This is a genomic window from Marinobacter sp. BSs20148 (assembly GCF_000283275.1).
Lineage (GTDB): Bacteria > Pseudomonadota > Gammaproteobacteria > Pseudomonadales > Oleiphilaceae > Marinobacter > Marinobacter psychrophilus.
In genome coordinates, this window is the sequence record NC_018268.1 from 1,274,973 (window position 1) to 1,290,466 (window position 15,494).

A 15,494-nucleotide genomic window follows, 5' to 3' on the forward strand; every position below is an offset into this window, starting at 1 on the left:
GCAGCTTGGCAAGCATAGCGATCTCTGGGCAACGAGTTTCCTGCGGCCAAGGTGGCCTGCGGACCTCTGGTTGTTATTGTAATGACCCCATTACACGTTATATCGGTGTTGAGCTGAATGCGACCATCGCACCAAAAAACAGGCACCAAAGTACAATTTTACGCGTCGCTCTGGTTCGAATGGGGTCTTTGTTTCAGGAAAATTGCCTGTTGCCCTGGCGCAGCTCAATATTCAGGCTGGCTTAGCGCCCAGTATTTTGGTTCGCTGCGGCTGAAAGCCAGCCGTGGCCAAAATAACCAGTACCACGGTAACGCCCGCACTTACTCCCCACGCTAAAGGGCTCCACTGCAAATACAGCGAGAAACGGATGGTTTCCACTGCATGGGTAAACGGGTTGAACTGGCACACCCAATACAGCCAGGGGCTGGCTTCCTTCATGCGCCATAGTGGATAGAGCGCGGAGGACATGAAAAACATCGGGAAAATGACAAAGTTCATCACCCCGGCAAAATTTTCCAGCTGCTTGATCCAGGTGGCAATCAGCAGGCCCAGCGCGCCCAGCATTAAGCTCGTCAAAACCAGTGCCGGCAGCACGGCAAGGTAACCCCACAACGGCGGTTCCACATCCACCAACAAGGCAACAAATAGAAAAATATAGACCTGAATCACTGACACCACGCTCATGGCCAGCAGTTTTGTGATCAGCAGGAAGGGCCGCGGCAGGGGGCTCATCAATAGCACCCGCATGCTGCCCAGCTCGCGGTCGTACACCATTGATAACGCGCCCTGCATGCTGTTGAACAGGATGATCATGCCGCACAGGCCCGGTGCAATGTAGGTTTCGTAGGTGATATAGGTTTGATAGGGCGGAATAATGGAAATGCCAAGGACGGCGCGAAAACCGGCGGCAAACACCACCAGCCACAGCAGTGGGCGCACTAACGCGCTGGCAAACCGGGTGCGTTGTTGCCAAAAGCGCAGCCATTCACGGGTTTGAATGCCGGCAAAGCAATGCCAGTAGGCTGCGGGTTTCATGAGCCAACTCCGGTGAGCAATTCAAAGGTTTCAGCCAGGGTAGTGGTGCCTGACCGGCTGCACAATTCTTGCCCGGGGCCATCGGCTAGCAGCCTTCCCTGGTGTAAAATCAACACCCGGTCTTGTGCTGCAACCTCTTCAATCAGGTGGGTGGCCCAGAGTACCGTCAAGTTATCGTCTGCGCACAGTTGGCGAACGTGGTCGTTCAGTGCCTTGCGGCTAGCGATGTCCAGCCCCGCAGTGGGTTCATCTAAAAGCAGCAGTGTCGGTTGATGCAGCAAAGCACGGGCAATTTCTACCCGTCGCCTATGGCCCCCGTTCAGCGTCCTTACGGGATCGTTGGCCCTGTCCAGCAAACCGAAGCGCTCCAGTTCGTGGTCGCCCCGCAGCCGCGCCTGTTTGCGTGAAAGCCCATGCAACGCGCTGTGATACATCAAGTTCTGGCGCACGGTTAAATCGAGATCCAGCGCGTTTTGCTGAAACACCACGCCGATCTGGCGCATGGCCTCGGCGGGGTGTTTTTTCAGAGACTGTCCAGCGAACAGGATGCCACCCTGCTGCAACGCCAAGAGCCGGGTCAACAAGCCAAAAAGGGTCGACTTGCCAGCCCCATTGGGGCCTAGCAGGGCGTGGAAACATCCGCTGTCGAGCGCAAAGCTGATGTCGGTCAGTACCGGTTTGCTGCCGTAGCAAAAACCAATATTCCGTGCTGCCAGTGTCATGAGTTTGGGTCGATAACCACACCCCAGGGGTAGCGGCCTACTTTGATGGATTTAATGACTTTCATATCCTCCAGATCAATAACCGACACATCGCCAGACACACCGTTGGTGGTGTAAAGCTGGGTTTCGTCTTTGTTTAAATCCAGCTGCCACACTCGGCTGCCCACCAGCAGGTAGTCCAGCACTTCGTAAGTTTTGGCATCTACCACAGCCACGTGATTAGAGGGACCTAGGGCGACAAAAGCGTACTTGCCATTAGAGGTTAGCTCAATCCCCACGGGTTGCACCCGGTCTTGATTTACGCCGGGCACTTTGAACGACATTTCATGAATTTGCTCGAGTTTGTCCACATCAATAATGTGCACGGTGCCGCCGATTTCGGCGGAGGCCCAGGCGACCTTACTGTCTTTGCTGAATTCCACGTGGCGCGGGCGCTGGCCAACCACAATGTTCTTCTCGATTTTAAACGTTTCGGTGTTGATCCAGTGCAGCATGCTGGTGGTTTCTGAGGTGTTTACCGCCCATTTTCCGTCCGGGCTTACGGCCATGCCTTCGGGTTCAATGCCTACCTCTATCTGGGCCAGAACCACTTTGGTGTTTACGTCCACCACGGTCACAATGGCGTCGTCTTCGTTGGCGATATACAGATGCTTGTTGTTAGGGTGCAGCGCGAACTGCTCCGGATCTTCACCCGAGGGCAGGGTGTCGATGATTTTGCGGGTCGCAAGGTCCAGCACCTGAACGGTATCGTCGTCGCTGGCACAGATGTACAGTTTGGTGAAGTCTTTGGACAATAAAATGCCCCGCGGCCGCGCGCCAACGTTGATGGTTTCAATAACTTCCATTGTTTCTGTGTCAATAACAGACAGTGTGTTGTCCTTTTCATTGGACACATAGGCCACGCTTGCCATCGCAGGCACGGACAATCCGATCAGGGCGGCAAAAGCGGTTTTTCTGAGCAGCAATTTCATCGAGGAGCTCCTTGTTATTCTGAATGGCGAGCGCTCAGGCGATCAGCCGTTAATACGACACGTGCTTTCTGGCTCATCAAAACCGAGGGTATCCATTTCCGTAAGCGGATGAATAAAGCCTTCAAACGGTGCGGTTGCCACCAGCCCCCGTGGGTGCACCAGCGGAATAGGCTGGCGCAGCTGACCATTCCACAGGCGATAAGTCAGTTTCCGGCCCTTAAAAGCCGCCAATTGAAAACGCTCACTGAAGATAAGCTGGCGAACGCTGCGGGCATCGGCGCTACCAATCTGTGTGACAGCGGTGCCTATAGAGCGCACGGCGGCCCAAGCGGCATAATCTGCACTGTTCATATCGCGGCCCGCCAAATCATTGAAACGGCTCTGCAATTGCGCTGCGCCCCAGCTTTCTACTACCCGGTGCCAGGCTACGGGTGACATGCCCTGAGTGCCTACCACCGGCCGTGGCAGCCATGTGTTAAACGGCACGTACTCGCCAAAATCACCGCGCACGTCGGCCACCACCACCGCATCGTAATCTTTGGCTTGAGTGAATAATGGCAATTCCTTGGAGGCCGTGCGGCGCAAATCGGCATCAAAGGTCCAAGGCCTGTCTTCAATGATTTTCACTCCAAAGCGCTTGGCTGAGCGGCGGAAGGCATCGGCCCAGGCCACATCGGCTTCGGTCGGGCCTGTGATTAGAAACACCTTGTTCCAGCGCCGTAGCTGCAGCCACTGGCTAAGGGCATCCGTGAGCATGGCGTAACTGGGGATGCTGTGCAGCAGGTTGTTGTGGCACTCGCGGGTGCGCAGTGCGTCGTCTGCAGCCCCTGCGTTGAATACCAGTGTGTCGGCCGTGGCTTTGTCCATAATGGCGGCCAGTGTGCTGGCAGGTACGTTGACCACAAACAATTGCACACCTTCTTGCTGGAGATTTTCAAACGCAAGAATGGCGGCCTGTTCCGAATCAGCCACGTAAGGGGTCAGTTCATAGCGATGGCCGATGAATTTTCCGGTGGTGCTGTTGTCAGCCATAGCCAGTTCGGCGCCCTGCAGGCCTGCATCCGCTGGCTCGGGAAGCACGTTTGACAGCACCGGGCCTGAGTCTGGCGTCCACTGCACGTAGCCGACGTTTACCTCAACCGTGTCTGCCGCAACGGAAGGTAATTGAGCCAATGTGATAAACAGAAACGTGGCGATCATGGATACAGATCGAAACATGGGGCTCTCCGGCTTTTTTCTTGTGTGATCAGCTTAGTGAAGGGGAAAAGTCCCGGGAATATTCAGAAAGTAGGAAACTGGCAGTACTAAAGGACTGTTCCGCTCTTAGGCAGCCTGCTTAGCATGGTGATAACGCTTGCGTTGGCTCCCTCGCGCTTTGGCCTTAGTGCAGAGTGTACTACTACTAAGGAACTAAGCCGAAACCTCCAAAGTGGCATTCGGATTTGCTGACGAGTTTTTTACACTCATTACACTAACTGGTGTCACACAAATCCAATAGCCAGAGCACGGGGAATCAACAGAGGTAACAACCATGGCAATCTCTTTTTCACTCAAAACATTGGCAACGGCGGCCTTGTTAGGCACAGCGGGTTTGGTTATCGCGCACGGCAATGTCACCCCGCAAGCGGTAGATACCGGCGATCTCCCGACGTTGGGCGCTGACATTTTGGTTGAAAATCCGTTCCGCGAGGGCGGTTCCCACGGTGGCGCAAGCGCCTTGGCCGTTCAGATTGGCGAAAGCGCCTACGCCGGCAATTGTGCTGCTTGCCACGGTATCCGGGCGATGTCTGGGGGCCTGACGCCAGATTTGCGCGAACTCGAAGAATGGGACGACGAGTACTATATGAGCCGGGTCCAGAATGGCACCGATCGGGGCATGCCGTCGTGGAAAAAAACGTTGGATCAGAATGCGATCTGGGCCATCAGAACGTATGTTGAATCTTTACCAAAGCCTGAGTAAAGGGTGCCAGCCAAAGACATTTTCTGTTTGTTACCGGGCTGGGCACCGCGCCGGCCTTTCGCTGTTGGAGAGAAAGCAATGAAAGCGCTGTTACGATGTCTGGTAATGATGCTGGTGTTTCAAACGGGTATAGCTCAGGAAGTCGATGACGGCGACATGCTGCTGAACCGGCCTGCTGAGCGTAATTTCGACATTATTATTGAGTCTGGTTATCTGAAAGTGGGGCTATATCAGAATTTTCCACCCTATTCTTACCTGGTGAACAGCGAACCCCAGGGTATTGATGTGGAGCTGGGCAAACGCATTGCTGCCGCTATGGGCGTGGAATTCAGGGTGCACTGGATTGTGCCGGACGAAAACTTGGGGGATGACCTGCGCAACAACGTCTGGAAGGGGCACTATTTGGCCAAGCGACGCCTGGCAGACGTAATGATGAGGGTGCCTTACGACAAACAATACGCCTACATGCAGGATTCTACGGGCGAGTACATGAACGAGCAGGTTGTGCTGTTTGGTCCCTATCAGCAGGAAACCTGGCAAATCGCCTACAACCCGCAAAAGATGGATTCGGTGGAAACCATCGCCATGTTTCAGTACCACCCGATTGGCGTTGAAATCGACACCTTACCGGCCTTCTACTTGACCTCCGGACTGAACGGCCGTCTGCGCGACCAGGTGCGCCACTACACCAACGTTGATGAGGCATTCAACGCCATGCGTAATGGCGACGTTAGCGCCGTTATGGGCATGCGCGCTGAAATTGATCATGAGTTGTCGAAAGCCGAAAACAGTGGGTTCAGGCAGGCGGGTAATGCTTTTCCCGGTATTGGTAAGCAAGTTTGGGATGTGGGGATGGCCATTAAGAGCTCACACCGACAGCTGGGCTATGCGCTTGAGGAGATTGTTGGCAACATTGTTAAGTCGGGGGAGATGGAAGGGCTGTTTGCTGACGTTAACCTGCGCTACAGCGTGCCCGAGTATTATCAGGCGTTCCTAAGCGAAGAGGCGATTGCGCAGGCTGAGGGTAAACCCTAGCGCCCGTTGCGTATGGCTTACTATCGCAATTTTGGTTTAGACCCACGCCTCTGACGTGGGTTTTTTGTGGGTAGTACGACCAAGTGATGAGGAAACCACGCCCGGGGACTGATTGTTGATTGCACCGGCAAAGCAAAGAATCTGTGCAGAGGCGGGAAACTTTCCTGGCTTACCGAAAACCGACAACAAGAGACTCGGAGAGAGCAACCATGAAATCGAATAGATTCGGCATCCGCATTGCCGTCAGTACCCTGGCTTTAGCCGTTTCCTGCGGGGCCCAGGCGGTAACCGACGAAGACATTCTTAATGACGCCAACACGCCTGAAGACATCGTCAGCTATGGCATGGGTACTCAAGGGCAACGATTCAGCACCATTGAAGATCTGAACACGGAAAACATCCGCTATTTGCAGCCCGCGTGGGCGTTTTCTTTTGGCAGCGAAAAAATGCGCGGCCAGGAATCCCAGCCGATGATTAAAGACGGCGTGATGTACGTAACCGCATCTTATTCAAGAGTTTACGCCATTGACGCAAGAACTGGCGAAGAAATATGGCAATACGATGCTCGCTTGCCGGATGGCATTATGCCTTGCTGCGACGTGGTCAACCGCGGCGTTGCCTTGTACGGCGACAAAGTCTATTTCGGCACCCTGGATGCCAAACTGGTGGCCCTGAACAAAGACACCGGCAAACCCGTGTGGATTAAAAAAGTAGCAGATTACCAGGCAGGCTATGCCATTACTGCAGCCCCTCTGGTGGTGAAAGGAAAGCTGATTACCGGGGTGTCTGGTGGTGAGTTTGGCATAGTGGGTAAAGTGGAAGCCTACGATCCGGAAACCGGTGATTTGGTTTGGACCAGGCCCACGGTAGAAGGCCATATGGGCTACGTTTATAAAGATGGTAAGGCTATTGAAAACGGTATCTCTGGCGGTGAAGCGGGTAAAACCTGGCCTGGAGACATGTGGAAGAACGGCGGCGCGGCCACCTGGCTGGGCGGCACTTACGACCCCGACACCGATTCGTTATTTTTCGGTACTGGCAACCCGGCGCCTTGGAACTCGCATTTGCGCCCTGGCGACAACCTGTTCTCGGCTTCTCGCCTTGCCATTGATCCAGACGACGGCAGTATCAAATGGCACTTCCAGACCACGCCCCACGACGGCTGGGATTATGACGGTGTTAACGAGCTGATTTCGTTCAACTACGAAGAAAATGGTAAAACGGTGATGGCCGCGGCTACCGCTGACCGCAACGGCTTTTTCTATGTTTTGAACCGTGAAAATGGCGATTTCATTCGCGGTTTCCCATTTGTAGACAAAATTACCTGGGCAACCGGGCTTGATCCAAAAACCGGTCGGCCGATTTTTGCCGAAGGTGGACGCCCGGGTGATCCGTCGTCAGCCGAGGGTATGAAAGGTGAAACAGTGTTGGCGCAGCCATCGTTCCTTGGTGGTAAAAACTGGATGCCTATGGCTTTTAGCCAAGACACAGGCCTGTTCTACGTTCCTTCCAATGAGTGGTCTATGGACATTTGGAACGAGCCCGTATCCTACAAAAGAGGCGGAGCGTATCTGGGCGCAGGTTTCACCATCAAACCAACAAATGATGATTACATTGGCGTTTTGCGGGCTATGGATCCAAAAACCGGTGAGGAAGTGTGGCGTTATGAAAACCCGGCACCTTTGTGGGGTGGGGTAATGGCCACCGCTGGCAACCTGGTGTTCACTGGCACTCCGGAAGGCTTCCTGAAAGCATTTGATGCCAAAACCGGCGAAGAACTCTATAAATTCAATACCGGCTCAGGCGTGGTAGGCACCCCGGTGACCTGGACCATGGACGGCGAGCAGTTCGTTTCGGTAGCCTCAGGCTGGGGCGGCGCAGTTCCGCTTTGGGGTGGTGAAGTTGCCAAAGTAGTCAAAGACTTCAACCAGGGCGGTATGGTCTGGACCTTCAAGTTGCCGAAGGATCGTGTTGCCAGTCAGTAAATAGCAGTGGAATGTGTGATAAAAGGTCGCCACAGGGCGACCTTTTTTGTAACGGGTGAGTTAAGTCAGGCAGCGTGATAGCGGGCAGTTTCCGTTACCGAATGGCTGATGTCGTTGAACAGTTTGCGATCGGTCTGGCCGATGGGCAGGTCATACGTGAAGGAACGTCAGTAGGCCCAGAAGTATGGCCGAAGCCCGTCCGGGGCGGCGGTTAATCAATCGCATTCAAGTATCTCCTCTGGTGAGAGGGTTCTCGGGGTTGTACATCAACATGCCGACGCTGGCACCGCCGGTTTCGTCAATCAGGCGCAGTACATGGCCGCGGCGCATAATGAAGGACCAGTGGGATCCGCCGGGAATTAGATCGTCGTAGAGAGGGGTTGCTGTTTCGAGCATGGCCATTTCCTCCTGGCTTGGTTGGAAAAAAACGAGAGGCGTCAGTCACTGAACGATTCTCCCGGGCTTTTGTCCCGCCGCGTAGCCTTGGAAAAAGCCGTCAACTCTCGGACCAGTCACTTGTGTTGTCAACGGCAGATCGGAACCCTAGTTGACCATTTGTCAGATTGTCGCGCTTTAATAGTGGTTTCAGTCACCGACTTCTCGCTGCGTATCTTAACGAGGCACAGTTTGTGCAAAGTTTTAAGTCTCTGTTTTTTATAATTTCTTTTGAATTTTCCGAACAAAGTCTTGCACTGCGCCTGGCGCGCGCCAGGGTGACGCGTTAACGTTCGACAGCCGGGGCGGACCGAGCTTCCAGATGCTGATGAAAACGTGCCAGAAACTGCTTGGCCTTGTCGGATTTGGGGGCAGCGAAGAACTCTTCCGGTGGACCCGCCTCGGCAATATGGCCATCACTCATAAAAATCACCTGACTTGCCACCTGGCGGGCAAATTCCATTTCATGGGTCACGATCACCATGGTGGCGCCTTCGTCGGCAAGATCCCGGATCACGCCCAGGACTTCTCCTACCAGCATCGGGTCGAGGGCACTGGTTGGCTCGTCAAACAGCAGTAATTCGGGCTTCATGGCCAGCGCCCGGGCGATACCGACCCGCTGTTTCTGACCACCAGACAGGCTAGAAGGAAACATCTCTGCCTTGTCCGTCAGCCCGACTTTTTCCAGCAGTGCTATCGCCTCTTCGCGAACTTCCTGCCGGTCGCGGTGTTGCACGTGCAGGGGGCTCGCTATGATGTTGTCAATAACGCTCAGGTGAGGCCAGAGAGCAAAATGCTGAAACACCATGGCCACCCGGGAGCGCATCCTAGCGAGGTCCCCGTCCCGCATTTTGGCACCGGATTTGTGCACGCCAAACCGTTGTCCATTAAGAATAACACGACCGGAATCTGGAGTTTCCAGCCAGTTTATGCACCGTAACAGTGTCGATTTCCCACAGCCTGAGGGGCCGATAAGGCAAAGCACCTGTCCGCGGTCAACATTTAGTGAGATGTCTTTGAGAACCTCATTGTCGGCAAAAGATTTGGAGATGCCCTGTAACTGCAGTACACGGCTCGCACTGGTGGTAGTTGAGGTTTGCTCGGCGTTTTCTGGAGGAGTCATGTGCGTCGCACCTCGGCGTAGCGGGTAAAAAGAGAAGTAACCAGTTCAATCACCAGGCTGATCAGCCAATAAAGCAGCACTGCCGACAGGAAACTGGCGAAAGGAATGAAGTTGGTAGATTGGATTGAGTTCATCGCAGCCGTCAGCTCCGTAACTGCGATGATGCCGAGGAAGGCGCTGTCTTTAACAATCTGTACCCATTGATTGCCAACCATCGGGATCGCGCGCATCAGCATCAGCGGCATGATAACGCGGCGAAACAGTTTGAATCCGTGGAAGCCGTAGGCACGCCCAGCTTCAATGGTTTCCTTGGGAATATCCTGCCAGGCGCCTCTCAGGAAAATAGCCATGTAAGCGGCGTTGTAAAGGATCAGGGCGGCAATGCCGGTGGTCCAGTTAGACAACTGAATACCTGCAGATGGAAGCCCAAAGTAGATCATGTAAACGAACAGAAGAAATGGCATGCACCGCATGCTTTCGCAGTAAATCGAGACACTCAAACTGATGGCTTTGCGTTTGGACATCAGCATGGGCGTCAGGAAGATTCCAAGCAGCATAGATACGCTTCCTGAAATCACGATCAGCATCAGGGTATTGCCAAATGCTTCCAGGATTTTCGGGTACTGCTGCCACACCAGAATAAAATCGTTGTAGCTCATTGGGTTGGCTCCAGTCTATCGCCACTGAGCTCAAGCCGACGCTGAAGCCTGACCAGAGCAAAGATAATCACCACGTAAAGCACCAGCCCCACCATCAGTGGCGGCAGGGGGTCATAGGTTCGGGCCCCCACTCGTTGTGCGGCTCGGGTGATCTCGACCATGCCAATGACCGCAATGGCCGGGCTCGACTTGATCAGCATGGTGGTTTCGTTGATCAGGCCGGGAAGACTGGAGCGCCATACCTGTGGCAATACGATGCGCCAGACCCGCGTAAATCTGGGCATTCCAAAGGCGAGCGCAGCGTCGTATTGCTGGCGGTCAAACGCCAGCAGAGACGATCGCCAAATTTCGCTACTGAAGGCAGACGCAGTGACAGCCATTGTGATCATCGCGGCGGCCAGAGGGCTTAGTGATACCCCTATTTGAGGCGAGCCAAAGTAAATCAACATCACTAATGTTACGGCCGGGCATGACCGAATAATGCTGACGTAGAGATAGGCGACTTGCCGGCTTACTGGCATCTGTGCCCAGCGCAGCAGCGCCAGACACAGACCCAGAGGTAGTCCAATAAGGACTCCAGCCATAGATACGCCGATGGTGGTGAAGGAGCCTTGGAAGATGCTCCAATAATCGTAGGCATTCATACTAGGCGTTATTAGTTCACGTCTACAGGCATGTTTTTGTGGCTGGCGCGCAGCCATTTCTGTTGAAGCTGATACATGTCACCGCTTTCGCGGATTTTCGTAAGGGCGCCGTTCATGATCTCCAGAATCGCGGTGTTACCTTTTTTAACAGACCAGGCGATGTAGCGAGGTTCACTCACCGGCTCACCTGCTATAAACATGTCACTGCGTTCGGCGACCAGTGAAAGGATTGCAAGGTCGCTGTTAACCACAGCATCAAGCCTGCCAATTCCCAGGTCCTGGTAGGCCTCCGGGTAACTGGCATATTCAACGATTTCCTTGGCGCCTTCGCCATATTCAGCCTTCAATTTTTCATTAAAAACTTTGAACTCTGCCAGGAAGGCACTACCGGTCTGGGCACCCACGATTTTGCCAACCAAGTCTTTTGCGCTTTTGATGGGGCTGTCGCTCCGTGTGCCGTAAATGGTGGTTGACGCAGCCGTCGGGGTCGTGAAATCGAAGTTGGGCTTACGAGCTTCGGTTACCAGTACCGCTGATAGAGCAATATCAAACTTACCACTGGTAATGCCGGGCAGAACACCGGACCAGGGTAGGGTGGTCTGGCGCAACTCAAGACCGGTCTCTTTCTCGACCAGCTCCTTCAATTCGTTGTGATAACCGGTTGATTTGCCGTTTTCGATAAATTCAAACGGGCGGTAATCATCCTCGGTAGCGACCTTGATGTAACCCCGCTGTTCAATTTCCTCGACGGTAAGAGCATGGCTAGTGGATGCCATGCAGAAAGTGGCAGAGATTATCACGGCGAGGCCTGTCAGAGATTTTGCAAGATTCCCAGAGCGGAAAAGAGTTCGAATTGAGTGATACATGGACACGTTCCTCTTGAGGTTAAATCCGTGGCAAAACGAAGTGGCCGTAAAGTGGTAGCGGCCGGAGCAAGTACTTTTAGCAAGAAGCGCTAAGCAAGGTGTGTGCCATTTAATGAAAGTGTTATTAAACAGCGTTTTAAATTTTTCTTGGATAAATACTTTCGCCGACCCATTCATTCTCGCACCAAAAAAAAGCAGCTGGAGTTAAATGCGCTTCACTCCGGGGCGGTTTGGGGCAGCACGAATCAGGATGATTAGAGCGCCGCGACGCAGTCATCACTGCGCGGATCGGCGCCGCCTTCAATGATGCCGTCCGGTTTCCAAACCAAAGCGCCAGCATGGCCCATGGTGTCGCTGAAGGCCTCATTAAGAAGTTCAATGTCATGTCTTGCCAATTTCAACTGGTCGAGCAGTGCCGGATCAAAACGGTTTTCAAATTTTAAGGTTGTGGTGATGTCGCCCCAGGTTTGTCCCAACAGCCAGCGGGGGGCGGTTATTGCCTTCTGTAATGGCTGATTAAACAGGGCGTAGCGGGTGAATACCATGGCCTGAGTCTGGGGCTGTCCCTCGCCACCCATGGTGCAGTAACTCATCACTCGGCCATCGTCAAACTGAGCCAGCGCAGGATTGAGCGTATGTACGGGCTTGCGGCCAGGGGCCAGCGCTTTGATAGATGATGGGTCGAGGGAGAAGCTGATGCCGGTGTCCTTAAGCACGACACCGGAGCCAAACTCCCAGAAAGTGCTTTGAATAAAACTGACAGTGCGACCTTCAGAATCGATACAACCCATCCAGGCAGTATCCCCCGGCATGGCCGGATCTGTCCAAGGCAGCGCATTGCGGGGATCCGCTTTTGCAGACAGCTCCGCTAGTTTGCTTGGAGTTAGGTAATTCGCAGGCAGCCCCGGCAGATGGTCTGGATCGGTCACCATACGATTTCGGACGCGAAAAGCCTGTTTGGTGGCCTCAACCAGACCATGAATATAATCGAATCCTTCCGCTTCCGTGACCCCTAAACGATCGAAAATGCCCAGTATCATCAATGAAGCCAGACCCGGAGTAGGCGGCGGCAAATTAAAAATCCGCGCTCCACGAAGTCTGGTGTCTAACGGGGCAACCTGTGTTGCGTGATAGACGGTAAAATCCTTGGCCGTCAGTGGGCTACCGAGTCGAGACAGTTCATCGCCTATGGCTTTGCCCAGCTCGCCTCGGTAAAAGTCATTTAGTCCAGCCTTGGCCAGCTGCTCAAAGGTCGCTGCCAAAGCGGGTTGTTTCATCAAAGACTCCAACGCCAGCGCCTGGCCGCCAGGTGCGAAGTTGTCTATAAATCCCGGCGCATCGGTCATCTGGGGGGATTTTTCAGCGGCGAGTTCAGCCAAGCTTTCGGTCACAACCATACCGCACCGGGCTTGCTCAATAGCGGGGGCCAGCAGTCGAGATAAGGGCAGTGCTTTGTCCCAGCCACTGGCAATCCGCAGCGCCTGTTGCCAGCCTGCCGGCGCTGGTCAAGGCCGCGAGCGGACCGCGATCTGGAATCTGCGCGTGCCCGCGGTAGAACTCGGTGCTGGCGGCCATAGCAGCGCGGCCACAGGCATCGATGGCAACGGGTTTCTTACCCGGTTCGTGAACTAGCGAGAAACCGTCGCCTCCGATTGAGTTCATATGCGGATACAAAGTCGCGATTGACGCGGCGGCCGCCACCATGGCTTCGACGGCGTTGCCGCCGTCTTTCAAAACATCCCGGCCGGCTTGCGCTGCCTGATGATGAGGGGCGACGAACATGCCGCGGGTTGAATAGACTGTTTTTAGCATAGTGGGTGTCTCTGGCTGGTCACTTTGTAATAACCATCGCAAAAATAATGCCATGCGTTCGCGGATGGATGTGACTGGCGAGCACTTGCGCACACTGATTCGCATTGCTGGTTTCTCGCACTACTCTTAGTCAGACGGAGGGTCCGCCGCATCGGCGCTTAGCCCGCAACTACTACCAAGGGATGAGTTTTTCGCCCCTATCGCATTATTCACCGATAAAGGTTTAGTATCTACATTGGGTGGGTGAATACGAAAGCCCACGTTGGTGAGCAACAAACACAAAAAGAGGTCGAAACCATGATCTATGCACAACCAGGAAAGGAAGGTTCGGTCGTTTCTTTCAAAGCGCGTTATGGAAACTACATTGGCGGCGAGTGGGTTGCTCCGGTCAAGGGGCAGTATTTCGATAATATCACGCCGATTACCGGTGATGTGATTTGTGAGATTCCCCGTTCCACAGCCGAAGACATCGAGCTGGCACTGGATGCTGCGCACAAGGCGGCGCCGGCCTGGGGCCGAACGTCAGTCCAGGAGCGTTCCCGCATTTTGCTGAAAATAGCGGACCGCATAGAAGAAAACCTGGAGTTGCTGGCGGTTGCAGAAACCTGGGACAACGGCAAAGCCGTTCGTGAAACCCTGAACGCTGACATTCCACTGGCCGCTGACCACTTCCGCTATTTTGCCGGCTGTATCCGTGCCCAGGAAGGCCATATGGGTGAAATCGACCATAATACCGTGGCTTATCACTTCCATGAGCCGCTGGGTGTGGTTGGACAAATCATTCCTTGGAACTTTCCTATTCTAATGGCGGCCTGGAAGCTGGGTCCTTGCCTGGCGGCCGGTAACTGCACCGTATTAAAGCCGGCCGAGCAGACGCCTGCGAGCATACTGGTGCTGATGGAGCTTATTGGCGATCTATTGCCGCCGGGCGTGCTTAACGTGGTTAATGGTTACGGTATTGAAGCTGGCCAGGCGCTGGCAACCAGCAAGCGTATTGCTAAAATTGCCTTTACCGGCTCTACACCGGTGGGTTCTCACATTCTGAAGTGCGCTGCTGAGAGCCTTATTCCTTCCACCGTGGAACTGGGTGGAAAATCACCAAACATTTACTTCGCAGATGTGATGAAAGCCGAGCCGGAATTCATCGACAAGTGCGTGGAAGGTCTGGTTCTGGCGTTCTTCAACCAGGGGGAAGTGTGTACCTGTCCGTCCCGCGCCCTGGTGCAGGAAGACATGTATGACGAGTTTATGGAAAAAGTGGTTGCCCGCACCAACGCAATCAAGCGTGGTAATCCGCTGGATACCGATGTTCAAGTAGGTGCTCAGGCCAGTAAAGAACAGTTCGACAAGATTCTGTCGTACCTTGAGATTGGCAAGCAAGAAGGCGCTGAAGTACTTACCGGCGGCGGTCGCGAGCACCTGGAAGGCGAGTTTGCTAACGGCTTCTACATTCAGCCCACGTTGTTTAAGGGGGATAACAAGATGCGGGTGTTTCAGGAAGAGATCTTCGGCCCGGTTGTGGGGGTAACGACCTTCAAAACCGAGGAAGAAGCGCTGGCCATCGCCAACGATACCGAGTTTGGCTTGGGCGCAGGTGTCTGGTCCCGTGATACCAACGTGGCTTACCGCATGGGTCGCAATATTCAGGCCGGTCGGGTTTGGATAAACTGCTACCACGCGTATCCTGCCCACGCTGCCTTTGGTGGATATAAGAAGTCCGGTATTGGACGTGAAACCCATAAATTGGCGTTGGATCATTACCAGCAAACCAAGTGCATGTTGACCAGCTACGACATAAACCCGTTGGGCTTTTTCTAAACATAGGTTTGCGCGCTGAATGTGCGAATTCCCCCCGGCGTTCGCCGGGGCTTTTCCTTTTGAAAGGCCGTTATGTGCCGTTCTTTTTTGGCCCCCCGCGGGCCTTTTTTGGCTTTTGCCGCAGTGCATTCTTGGACGGCTGTGTTTTCAGGGCATCGCAATTGCAACTTAAGACGCGCCAAAAACAGTGCGAAAGTACCATATTGGTCATTTGCTGCTACCTTTAGGATGGGTTTTAGGGAAGAGGTGAAAACGCCGGTATTCCCTTGATGCGCAAACAATCACTATAAAAGAGGTATGTATTATGTGGACAAAGCCAGCTTATGAAGATCTGCGTATTGGTTTCGAAGTCACCATGTACTTCGCCAACCGCTGAAGTCTGAAGTAGCCAGCGCCCCGGCGCTGGCTGTTTTACTTCCGGAGCTTCTG

14 protein-coding genes, 1 pseudogene and 1 riboswitch are annotated in these 15,494 nt (G+C 53.9%); of the genes and pseudogenes, 5 read left to right on the plus strand and 10 right to left on the minus strand.

Annotated features, from left to right (window positions below; all coding sequences use genetic code 11):
* Positions 1-231 precede the first annotated feature (231 nt).
* From MRBBS_RS05710 to MRBBS_RS05725, 4 genes are read right to left on the minus strand one after another with little or no spacing between them, the layout of a single operon-like run.
* Positions 232-1,035, minus strand: coding sequence for an ABC transporter permease (locus MRBBS_RS05710; protein WP_014870492.1), 804 nt, complete (start codon positions 1,033-1,035; stop codon positions 232-234).
* Entirely contained in the window at positions 1,032-1,757 is a 726-nt protein-coding gene (locus MRBBS_RS05715; protein ID WP_014870493.1) for an ATP-binding cassette domain-containing protein, read from the minus strand. The genes MRBBS_RS05710 and MRBBS_RS05715 overlap by 4 nt, the downstream gene beginning before the upstream one ends.
* Positions 1,754-2,728, minus strand: coding sequence for a YVTN family beta-propeller repeat protein (locus MRBBS_RS05720; RefSeq protein ID WP_014870494.1), 975 nt, complete (start codon positions 2,726-2,728; stop codon positions 1,754-1,756). Before MRBBS_RS05720 ends, MRBBS_RS05715 begins: the two co-directional genes overlap by 4 nt.
* 42 nt (positions 2,729-2,770) lie before the next feature.
* Positions 2,771-3,946, minus strand: coding sequence for an ABC transporter substrate-binding protein (locus tag MRBBS_RS05725; RefSeq protein ID WP_014870495.1), 1,176 nt, complete (start codon positions 3,944-3,946; stop codon positions 2,771-2,773).
* Positions 3,947-4,259: 313 nt separating this feature from the next.
* Between MRBBS_RS05725 and pedF the strand changes: the two genes are divergently transcribed.
* The 3 genes from pedF (at position 4,260) to MRBBS_RS05740 (ending at position 7,708) form a co-directional block, all read left to right on the plus strand.
* On the plus strand, positions 4,260-4,688 hold the full coding sequence (pedF, locus tag MRBBS_RS05730; RefSeq protein WP_014870496.1) for a cytochrome c-550 PedF: 429 nt from the start codon (positions 4,260-4,262) through the stop codon (positions 4,686-4,688).
* Positions 4,689-4,766: 78 nt separating this feature from the next.
* On the plus strand, positions 4,767-5,723 hold the full coding sequence (locus MRBBS_RS05735; RefSeq protein WP_041635104.1) for a substrate-binding periplasmic protein: 957 nt from the start codon (positions 4,767-4,769) through the stop codon (positions 5,721-5,723).
* 209 nt (positions 5,724-5,932) lie between these two features.
* Positions 5,933-7,708 (plus strand): PQQ-dependent methanol/ethanol family dehydrogenase, encoded by a 1,776-nt coding sequence (locus tag MRBBS_RS05740; protein WP_014870498.1) that lies wholly within the window; start codon positions 5,933-5,935, stop codon positions 7,706-7,708.
* A 225-nt stretch (positions 7,709-7,933) separates the two neighbouring features.
* Here the strand turns inward: MRBBS_RS05740 and MRBBS_RS18840 are convergent, their stop codons facing one another.
* The 6 genes and pseudogenes from MRBBS_RS18840 to MRBBS_RS05765 form a co-directional block, all read right to left on the minus strand.
* The gene (locus MRBBS_RS18840) at positions 7,934-8,104 is read right to left on the minus strand and encodes a DUF1989 domain-containing protein (protein WP_083847100.1); all 171 of its coding nucleotides are present in this window, start codon (positions 8,102-8,104) and stop codon (positions 7,934-7,936) included.
* Positions 8,105-8,160: 56 nt separating this feature from the next.
* Positions 8,161-8,266, minus strand: a riboswitch (guanidine-I (ykkC/yxkD leader).
* A gap of 163 nt (positions 8,267-8,429) precedes the next feature.
* Positions 8,430-9,266 (minus strand): amino acid ABC transporter ATP-binding protein, encoded by an 837-nt coding sequence (locus MRBBS_RS05745; protein WP_014870501.1) that lies wholly within the window; start codon positions 9,264-9,266, stop codon positions 8,430-8,432.
* Complete coding sequence (locus MRBBS_RS05750) at positions 9,263-9,925, minus strand: amino acid ABC transporter permease (protein ID WP_014870502.1); 663 nt, start codon at positions 9,923-9,925, stop codon at positions 9,263-9,265. The genes MRBBS_RS05745 and MRBBS_RS05750 overlap by 4 nt, the downstream gene beginning before the upstream one ends.
* Positions 9,922-10,569 (minus strand): amino acid ABC transporter permease, encoded by a 648-nt coding sequence (locus tag MRBBS_RS05755; RefSeq protein WP_041635105.1) that lies wholly within the window; start codon positions 10,567-10,569, stop codon positions 9,922-9,924. Before MRBBS_RS05755 ends, MRBBS_RS05750 begins: the two co-directional genes overlap by 4 nt.
* 11 nt (positions 10,570-10,580) lie before the next feature.
* Positions 10,581-11,369: a transporter substrate-binding domain-containing protein gene (locus tag MRBBS_RS05760; RefSeq protein ID WP_187290776.1), complete on the minus strand. Its 789-nt coding sequence runs from the start codon at positions 11,367-11,369 to the stop codon at positions 10,581-10,583.
* A gap of 320 nt (positions 11,370-11,689) precedes the next feature.
* Positions 11,690-13,352: pseudogene (locus MRBBS_RS05765) on the minus strand (gamma-glutamyltransferase family protein).
* Between the two features lie 192 nt (positions 13,353-13,544).
* Here MRBBS_RS05765 and MRBBS_RS05770 point away from each other — a divergent pair.
* Together MRBBS_RS05770 and pqqA are read left to right on the plus strand one after the other, a co-directional pair.
* Complete coding sequence (locus MRBBS_RS05770) at positions 13,545-15,065, plus strand: aldehyde dehydrogenase family protein (protein WP_041635106.1); 1,521 nt, start codon at positions 13,545-13,547, stop codon at positions 15,063-15,065.
* A 304-nt stretch (positions 15,066-15,369) separates the two neighbouring features.
* Entirely contained in the window at positions 15,370-15,441 is a 72-nt protein-coding gene (pqqA, locus tag MRBBS_RS18845; RefSeq protein ID WP_007153157.1) for a pyrroloquinoline quinone precursor peptide PqqA, read from the plus strand.
* The last annotated feature ends 53 nt before the right edge of the window (positions 15,442-15,494 follow it).